Annotated in this window: 9 protein-coding genes and 1 pseudogene; 9 read left to right on the forward strand and 1 reads right to left on the reverse strand. The window is 54.7% G+C overall.

Features of this window, described 5'->3' with window-relative positions; genetic code table 11:
* The 7 genes and pseudogenes from KBY78_RS14030 to KBY78_RS14060 form a co-directional block, all read left to right on the forward strand.
* Nucleotides 1-1,219: pseudogene (locus KBY78_RS14030) on the forward strand (alpha-amylase family glycosyl hydrolase); the annotation flags it as partial.
* A 35-nt stretch (nt 1,220-1,254) separates the two neighbouring features.
* Complete coding sequence (locus tag KBY78_RS14035) at nt 1,255-1,578, forward strand: STAS domain-containing protein (RefSeq protein ID WP_255144102.1); 324 nt, start codon at nt 1,255-1,257, stop codon at nt 1,576-1,578.
* 6 nt (nt 1,579-1,584) lie between these two features.
* Entirely contained in the window at nt 1,585-2,082 is a 498-nt protein-coding gene (locus KBY78_RS14040; protein ID WP_255144103.1) for an ATP-binding protein, read from the forward strand.
* Nucleotides 2,083-2,095: 13 nt separating this feature from the next.
* Entirely contained in the window at nt 2,096-2,434 is a 339-nt protein-coding gene (locus tag KBY78_RS14045; RefSeq protein ID WP_255144104.1) for a carboxymuconolactone decarboxylase family protein, read from the forward strand.
* A 72-nt stretch (nt 2,435-2,506) separates the two neighbouring features.
* Nucleotides 2,507-3,046 (forward strand): hypothetical protein, encoded by a 540-nt coding sequence (locus tag KBY78_RS14050; RefSeq protein WP_255144105.1) that lies wholly within the window; start codon nt 2,507-2,509, stop codon nt 3,044-3,046.
* A 302-nt stretch (nt 3,047-3,348) separates the two neighbouring features.
* Nucleotides 3,349-4,221 (forward strand): hypothetical protein, encoded by an 873-nt coding sequence (locus tag KBY78_RS14055; RefSeq protein WP_255144106.1) that lies wholly within the window; start codon nt 3,349-3,351, stop codon nt 4,219-4,221.
* Nucleotides 4,222-4,226: 5 nt separating this feature from the next.
* The gene (locus KBY78_RS14060; protein WP_255144108.1) at nt 4,227-4,706 is read left to right on the forward strand and encodes a hypothetical protein; all 480 of its coding nucleotides are present in this window, start codon (nt 4,227-4,229) and stop codon (nt 4,704-4,706) included.
* 152 nt (nt 4,707-4,858) lie between these two features.
* On the opposite strand, the gene KBY78_RS14065 is transcribed toward KBY78_RS14060, so the two are convergent.
* Nucleotides 4,859-6,103: an IS256 family transposase gene (locus KBY78_RS14065; protein WP_399215940.1), complete on the reverse strand. Its 1,245-nt coding sequence runs from the start codon at nt 6,101-6,103 to the stop codon at nt 4,859-4,861.
* A 3-nt stretch (nt 6,104-6,106) separates the two neighbouring features.
* On the opposite strand from KBY78_RS14065, the gene istA reads away from it, so the two are divergent.
* Entirely contained in the window at nt 6,107-7,465 is a 1,359-nt protein-coding gene (istA, locus tag KBY78_RS14070) for an IS21 family transposase (RefSeq protein WP_255144109.1), read from the forward strand.
* A complete protein-coding gene (locus KBY78_RS14075; protein ID WP_255144112.1) occupies nt 7,462-7,689 on the forward strand; it encodes a hypothetical protein in 228 nt (75 codons plus the stop codon). The genes istA and KBY78_RS14075 overlap by 4 nt, the downstream gene beginning before the upstream one ends.
* Nucleotides 7,690-7,823 lie beyond the last annotated feature (134 nt).

The following is a 7,823-nucleotide window of genomic DNA, read 5'->3' on the forward strand; positions in this document are numbered from 1 at the left end:
TGATAACAAGATTTACTACATGCTAACACCGGAGGGTTATTATTTCAACTTTAGTGGCACTGGAAATACTCTCAATCGCAATAATCCGGGCGTAAGGAATCTTGTCCTAGATTGCTTGCGTTATTGGGCTTCTGAATATCATATTGATGGCTTTCGTTTTGACCTTGCAAGCATTCTTGGAAGGGATCCTTGGGGTGCGCCACTGAGCAATCCACCATTGCTGGAATCACTGGCGTTTGATCCAATTCTTTCATCGTGTAAATTGATTGCCGAAGCCTGGGATGCAGGCGGTTTATATCAAGTAGGTACATTTCCTGCATTTGGACGCTGGTCCGAATGGAATGGAAAATACAGGGATACAGCTCGAAGGTTTTTGAAAGGAGATGAAGGTCAAGTTGGCGAAATGGCTCAAAGAGTTCAGGGTTCACCTGACCTATATCAGTGGAATGGGCGCTCGCCTGCCACGTCTATAAACTTTATAACATGCCATGACGGTTTTACGCTGGTCGACCTCGTCTCATTTAACGAAAAGCACAATGAGGCCAATGGCGAAAACAACAATGACGGCGGAGATGACAACTATAGCTGGAACTGTGGGGCAGAAGGGTGGACTGATGATCTTGGTATTCTTTCATTGCGTACGAAGCAGTCGATGAATGCACTCAGCATGTTAATGACGAGCCGAGGAACACCAATGCTCCTCATGGGAGATGAGTTTGGTAGATCTCAGCATGGAAATAACAATGCCTACTGCATTGATTCGCCATTGACATGGGTTGACTGGCGCCTTTGTGAAAGCAATCATCTCTTATTTGAGTTCACGCAAGCACTGATCCATTTTAGGCATAGTCACCCTTGCCTGCGCATCAACAACTTTAATCATTTAGGCAGTCGTTATCTACCAAGTTGTAGCTTTCATGGCACAGCGCCTTGGCAGGTCGATTGGTCGGCTAGCTCCAGGCAATTAGGTTGGTTGATGAGTTGCGATCATCCAGGCACTGAGCTCATGGACGTAGTCTATGTTGCCACGAATATGGCGCACTACTCCACTTGGTTTGATCTGCCTGTTTTGCCCCCAGAGTACCGCTGGGAACTTCATTTTAATACTGGTGATCAGCAGAATCCATACGCCACTAAGCCATGTGTGTTTGAAAGCCACGGGATTCTAGTTGGTGAAAGATCTGTCACTGTCTTTTCAGCGTCTCACATCGAGACGTGATTACACGCTCCTAACCACACTCAAACATTCAGACTATGGCTCTCTCAATTGATGTCGTCCAAGGTGATGTTCATGCCACTCTCGTGCTTGTTGGTGATGTTGATACAAAAACTGCTCCGGAATTACTCAGAAAGCTGACAGAGCTTGAACTGCACCTACTCGCGCAGTTGCGCCTCAATCTTGTTGAAGTAGACTTTGTGAGCAGCGCAGGCTTGCGTGCCATCGTGTTTGCAAAACAGAAGATGCCGCACACATCACGCCTCTTCCTTGTAGGTGCTTCGGAGCAGATCGTAGAAACCGTTGCAAAGACAGGTCTTTCCCAGGCAATTGTTATTGTAGCCAGTGAAGACGATATTTAGAATGCAATGGATATCTCTTCTTGCGACACAGCGCTAGGCTCAATCGAGAAGCCTGCTTCGATGGAATTCTGGGACGCTTTCATTGACTTCACAAAGGAGTTAATTGGCGCCATAATTAAGGACCAGTCTCGTGCTTATAAGTTTCGGCTTGCCTGTGAGGAGCTGGTTTCTAACATCGTAAAGGCCTCGGATAGTAATCAATCCAGTCGAGGCGCGCATGCACAGCTTGAGGTATCCATGATTTATCGCAGGCTCGATGAACAAGTCTGGCTTGTTCTTCGCACACAAGATACTGGGATTCAGTTTAATCCTCATTTCAATCAGAGAGATCCCATCGACACCAACCAACCGGTTCATGAGCGACGTGTTGGTGGACTTGGTATCTTCCTTATTGAACAATATGTAGATCAAACAAAGTACGAATGGATTGACGGGAAGAATTGTTACGAACTCAGCATGATACTATGGCCAAATGACAACTTCACCTTAGGCTATGACAACTAACGACTTTCCACTCATGAACAATGCTGTCACAAGCGATCAAGATCTTAAGCAAGGTCTTCATGACATCAATGATCTCTTTGGTGAGCTCTGTGTACGAGTATGTGGTGAAGTCTGGGGAAAGCCGATCATTTCTCAAAAGACCAAAGCTCTGATTACGATCGCGCTTGATGTTGCGAATCAGTCGCTGGACGGACCTGGAATGCCATTCGAAGCGCACGTGAACATGGCGCTGAAACAAGGATCTAGTTTTGAGGAGATAGAAGAGCTTCTCCTGTTCACCTGTGCTTATTGCGGTTTCAATAAAGCTGCTGGCGCATTTGGAAAGCTAAAGCAGATTAGATCTAAGGCCTAAGGACTAATCAAGCTACCGCCACAATCATCATTCCATCGGTACCATACTATGTCACGTAACTACTACTCGGGCATGTCCGCAGACTTTTCGAGGCCAGGCCTTGTTTCCAAGCAACTTGGTGATGAACTGATTCAGCAGGCTGATGCCTTCAATGCTCTTAAGGAAAGCGAGCTACCAGCGATTGACGCGCTGTATGACTCAGCTACGATTGAGAAGGAAAATAAAGAGTGGTGGCCTACTCACTGTGAAGCATTACGTAGAGCTCGAGCTGATCTCCTCCGTGGCGAGTACAGAGATGATTTGGTTTACTTCTGTCAAGATGGTCCTTTTTATGGTTTAACTCAGCAGGCGGAACGAGAGCGTCATTGGTGGGCTTTGATTGCTCAGCCAAACGTCACCATGTGTTGGCCCATTGTGATGTTCTGGGGTGAGTTTGTGCATTTCGAATGGCACTGCCTTGACGATAGGAGTGGTGAAACTCTTGCCAAGGGTACGGTATGCTGGGTGCGGCGTGGGCACCGCGGCGGCTGCTACTTCAAGAGTGAACAACTGACTTTTTATCGTGATGTCTATGCATCCCAAGACCTGCTCTCGCTGCTGATAGCCGACTGAGTGATGAATACATAAGTGAAACCAAGTGTGTATCTGCATAATGCCTGCAGTTCCGCGCGCACTGCAGGTTCTTTTGGGGGCTGCGATCGTACGATGGAAGGTAGTTCTATGCATACCCCACCAAGGATTGTATCTCAAGCCATGCCATACAGTCAACGTAAAGTAGGACTGAGCAAATGATGCTTAAGGTACCCTCTCTCATGCGTCACATGCCTTGGCTTATCATCTTGGTAGCTTGCCTTGCGACAATCGTTAACTTAAACCCTTACCCGCTTTACTTGGGAGTCAGCTTGGTATTCGGCATGAGTATTGCACTCATGACGCTTTTCTTTGCTGGCGGTTGGTGGGGGTTTGTTGTTGCAATCCCAGCAAGCCTGGCGACAGTGTATTTGTGGGGGCATCCATACGCTTGTTTGATCTTTCTACTGGAAGTACTTGTCCTTACACTCCTTATTAATGGTCGTCATGGCGGGGCACTCTTACAAAAGGGGCACATTATTATTGCCGACTTCTTGTTCTGGCTTTTTATCGGCGGCCCCCTCTACTATCTTGCTTACCGCTATCTGCTTGGACTAGACTATACGGATGCTTTGGCTCTTGCGCAAAAAGCTTTGCTGAATGGTGTCATTAACATTCTACTTGCTTATGTTGTCTATTCGGCATTTGCATTGCTCCACAATAGACGTAGCAAAGAAAGAGCAACAATATCGATACAGGCTCTTTCGCTTTCTACTGGCTACAGCCTCATCGTGGTTGTCTCGATCTTCGTGGCATCTCACCTGGCTAATAATCTAACATTCGCACTTGCTAACAAGCTTCATAATGACTTCCTGCGCGAAGCGACCTTCATCACGGACTTTCTGAGCCCAAATTCATCGGCTAGGCAGCACTCTGAGGTTATTAGTTATATGAAGCGGTGGGGAGCTCACTTCAAATGGCAATCAAAAGACTCTCCTGATAACACTTTATCATCAGAGGAGAATCTGACAAGCATATTAGGGGATGCCTACACTGATGCAACATTGGCAACCCCCATATCTGCTCGTGCGGCACTTCTGGCGAAGCGTCCAAATACAATTAAGCTCTTAATGCCCAACAATGTCGCGGAGCGCGTCTCGCTCAAGCGCTATGCCAGGAGTTATTGGCAAGGACGTGTAGAGATGGATAAGAGATAGTAACGATGACATGGGCAGCCGAGCCTCAATTCAAGGAGCTGGCCCTCTTCTACGAGAGCATGCTTAATAGCCTTATCTATACCTTTATTGCCGGCATTGTGATCAACGCCATTGCTGGATTTGCGCTAGAGAAGGAGTTCACATCTGTTCTTAGGTCGAAAAGAGCGTCAGATGCAGGCCAACGTCTTGATGAAGAGATTTTTCTTCGCCTCTCCCCGATACAAGAAGTTCAGGACTTGGCTAGTAGAGTCAATGAACGAACAGCTATTATTCTGGATGATAGAAAGAAGATTCAGGAGCTCAATAAGATTGCACAGCAGCAGCTGAGTACTGCAGGAGAGATCCAACAGTGTTTTCTTGGTTCTCGCCATTCATCCAGAGAACGTCCCGATGTGAGTCTATTCATGAGACCTGCTTACAACGCAGGGGGGGACTGGTATGACGGTAGCGCCCCTCCGAGTGGTGTAACTCGGGAGGTCCTGTGACCCTCTTGGGAGGGTGAACAGGTGCAGTCAGAGGCTGACTGCTGCGGAGCCTACTGATCGGATCCGTTCATCCAGTATGAACCCTGATCGCTGAATTTGCAACTCTGCGATCGTGGGAATTCGTGTAGATCGAGCCAGCCGCGCTGGCGGGTTCAGATCGTGGCTGCCGATGCTGCGTCAGCTGGATCGCCATCGGAGAATTCCAGCAGATTCTCAGGCTCCTTGGGCTCCGGGATCTTGGCCATGGTGGCCTCGGAGAAGAAGCGGCGGCGCTCCAGTTGCCATTCCTCTTGCTGCTCCAGCAGCTGGCTGCCTACCAGGCGGATGATGGCTGGGTCGTTGGGGAAGATTCCGACCACGTTGGTGCGGCGCTTGATTTCTTTGTTCAGGCGCTCGAGCGGGTTGGTGCTCCAGACCTTGCGCCAGTGCTCCTGCGGGAAGTGGAGGAACGCCAGCACGTCTTCACGGGCGGCTTCCATCACGGACACAGCACTGGGGAACTGTTTACGCAGCATCTCGGTGACCCGCTGCCAGTGGGCCCGCACCTGATCAGGCGCCTGGATCACGAATACTGCTTTCATCGCGGCAGCCACCATGTCCTGGCCAGCCTTTGGCACATGGCTGAGCAGATTGCGCAGGAAGTGCACCCGGCAGCGCTGCCAGGCGCAACCCTGGAACATCCTTTTGATCGCCGCCGTCAGCCCGAGGTGAGCGTCGGAGATCACCAGGCGGGTGCCATCAAGGCCACGCTCTTTGAGCGATCCCAGGAACTGGCGCCAGAAGCCTTCGGTCTCGCTGTCGCCCACGGCAATGCCCAGCACCTCGCGGTAGCCGAGGGCATTGATGCCGATCGCCACCACCACGGCCCGCGACACCACCTGCATGTTGCGGCCCAGCCTCCCGTGGAGGTACGTGGCGTCCAGGTAGACGTAGGGGAAGGATGCATGGTCCAGCGGCCTCTGCAGGAATGCTTTCACCTGCTCATCCAGCCCCTGGCAGATGCGGCTCACCTCCGATTTGGAGATACCGCTGGCCCCGCCCAGCGCCTCCACCAGGGCGTCGACCTTCCGGGTGGAGATACCGCCGGTGTAGGCCTCCATCACCACGGCGTAGAGAGCTTTGTCGATGCGGCGGCGCGGCTCGAGACAGCTGGGGAAGAAGCTGCCTTGGCGGAGCCTGGGGATCGCCAAGGTGAGGTCGCCCACCTGGGTGGTGAGCACACGCTCGCGATAGCCGTTGCGATGGGTGGCTCGCTCGTTTGGCCGGCGTTCATGGAGCTGGGCACCGATGGCAGCGGACACCTCCGCTTCCAATAGCTCCTGAAAGCCTTGGCGCACGATCTCAGGTGTCAGGCGACAGTGAAAACTGGCCCGGAGGCGACACGAAAACTGGTCCACCCCGTGGAGCGAGCCAGGCAGTGCGACAAGGGGAGCGGAGGGGCGCCATCTCTGGAGCCGATGGCTGTGGAGAAGGAGGTGCAGACCCCTCAGGACGTGGAGGCGATGCAGCGGCTTTCAGCGGCAGGCTGGGGTCGGCGGCGGATTGCCAGGGAACTGGGCTGTTCGCCGGAGACGGTGCGCAAGTATCTGCGGCAGGGTGGCTGGCAGCCCTACGGAAAGCCCTGCCGCAACTCGGTTCTCGATGGCCAAAGGGAGTGGCTGCGGCAGCGGTTTCTGGCCCATCGCGGCAACGCCGATGTGGTGCGGCAGGAGCTGGCCAGCGAGAAGGGCATCGAGGTGAGCCTGCGCACGGTGGAGCGTGCCGTGGAGCCGTGGCGGCAGGAGCTGCGCAACGCGGCCCTGGCCACAGTCCGGTTTGAGACGCCGCCCGGCCGGCAGCTGCAGGCTGACTTTGGCCAGTGCCTGGTGAGCATCAGCGGCGAGCGGGTGCGGGTGCACCTGGCGGTACTGACGCTGGGCTATTCGCGCCGGTTGCTGGTGCGGGCGTTTCGCAGCGAGAAGCAGGACCACTGGCTCCAGACCCTGGAGGAGGGCTTCCGCTACTGGGGCGGGGTGCCGCAGGAGGTGCTGGTGGACAACGCCCGTGCGCTGGTCAGCCAGCACGATCCGGAGCGGCAGATCCTGGTGTTCGCCCAGCGGCTGGAGGAGTTCGCCAGTTACTGGGGATTCAAACCCCGTGCCTGCCGCCCGTACCGGGCCAGGACGAAAGGCAAGGACGAGCGCGGGGTGGCGTACGTCAAAAGAAACGCCATCGCCGGGAGGGAGTTCATCAGCTGGGCGGAGTTGGAGGGCCATCTGGTGCGCTGGACCCGTGAGGTGGCCGACCTGCGGGTGCATGGCACCACCGGTGAGGCGCCGCTGGAGCGGTTTGTGCGCGCAGAAGCCCAGGCGTTGCAGCCGCTGGAGGCCAAGCCGTCGTTCCTGGCGGAGCGGGAGCTGGTGCGGATCGTGCACAGCGACTGCTGCGTGGAGGTGGAGGCGAACTGGTACTCAGCGCCGCAGACGTTGATCCGTCAGCGGGTGAGCGTGCTGGTGCGCAATCAACAGGTGCTGATCCGCCATGGCGGCCGGATCGTCGCTGAGCACAGGCGCCAGCAGCCCGGCAGCCGCAGCCGCCAGGTGATCGACGGCCATTGGGATGGCCTGGTGCCGCAGCGGCAGCAGCGCGAGGCGGTGCGATCGCTGCGGGACGCCAGCGAGAAACGTGGTCCGGAGCAGGAGCGGCGGGCCGTTCGCAGCTCTGAACTGGCCCGGCCTCTGGCCGTCTATGCCGAGCTGATCGGGGAGGTGGCGGCATGAGTACCAACCCGCGCAATCGATCCACACCGGCAACAGCACCGGTGCCGACCGAGGAGCTGGAGGCCATGCTCACCCGGCTGCGGCTGCCGGCAATCCGAGGCCGGCTGGATGCGCTGCTGGAGGAGGCGGCACGGCGGGAGCTGAACCTCAGAGAGGCCCTAGCCTGGCTTTGTTTGCGTCCCCTGTGTTGGTGTAAATCCCTGGGGACCTCAACCCCGGCGTAGCCGGGGGTGAGCGCGCACCTCAGACGTTCCGCTCAGCGGCCAGCGTTGCAAGGGGTGGGCAGGCCCGTGACCCTGGTTTGAGCACTACCTCAACCAGACGAACCATGCCCACGTCCAATCGTGCCGCAATTGAG

Source organism: Synechococcus sp. EJ6-Ellesmere, assembly GCF_024345875.1.
Classification (GTDB): domain Bacteria; phylum Cyanobacteriota; class Cyanobacteriia; order PCC-6307; family Cyanobiaceae; genus Regnicoccus_A; species Regnicoccus_A antarcticus.

Bases quoted from the DNA above. Each gene is read 5' to 3' on its own strand.
- KBY78_RS14035 (WP_255144102.1), top strand. From the start codon at position 1,255: ATGGCTCTCTCAATTGATGTCGTCCAAGGTGATGTTCATGCCACTCTC.
- KBY78_RS14040 (WP_255144103.1), top strand. From the start codon at position 1,585: ATGGATATCTCTTCTTGCGACACAGCGCTAGGCTCAATCGAGAAGCCT.
- KBY78_RS14045 (WP_255144104.1), top strand. From the start codon at position 2,096: ATGAACAATGCTGTCACAAGCGATCAAGATCTTAAGCAAGGTCTTCAT.
- KBY78_RS14050 (WP_255144105.1), top strand. From the start codon at position 2,507: ATGTCCGCAGACTTTTCGAGGCCAGGCCTTGTTTCCAAGCAACTTGGT.
- KBY78_RS14055 (WP_255144106.1), top strand. From the start codon at position 3,349: ATGAGTATTGCACTCATGACGCTTTTCTTTGCTGGCGGTTGGTGGGGG.
- KBY78_RS14060 (WP_255144108.1), top strand. From the start codon at position 4,227: ATGACATGGGCAGCCGAGCCTCAATTCAAGGAGCTGGCCCTCTTCTAC.
- KBY78_RS14075 (WP_255144112.1), top strand. From the start codon at position 7,462: ATGAGTACCAACCCGCGCAATCGATCCACACCGGCAACAGCACCGGTG.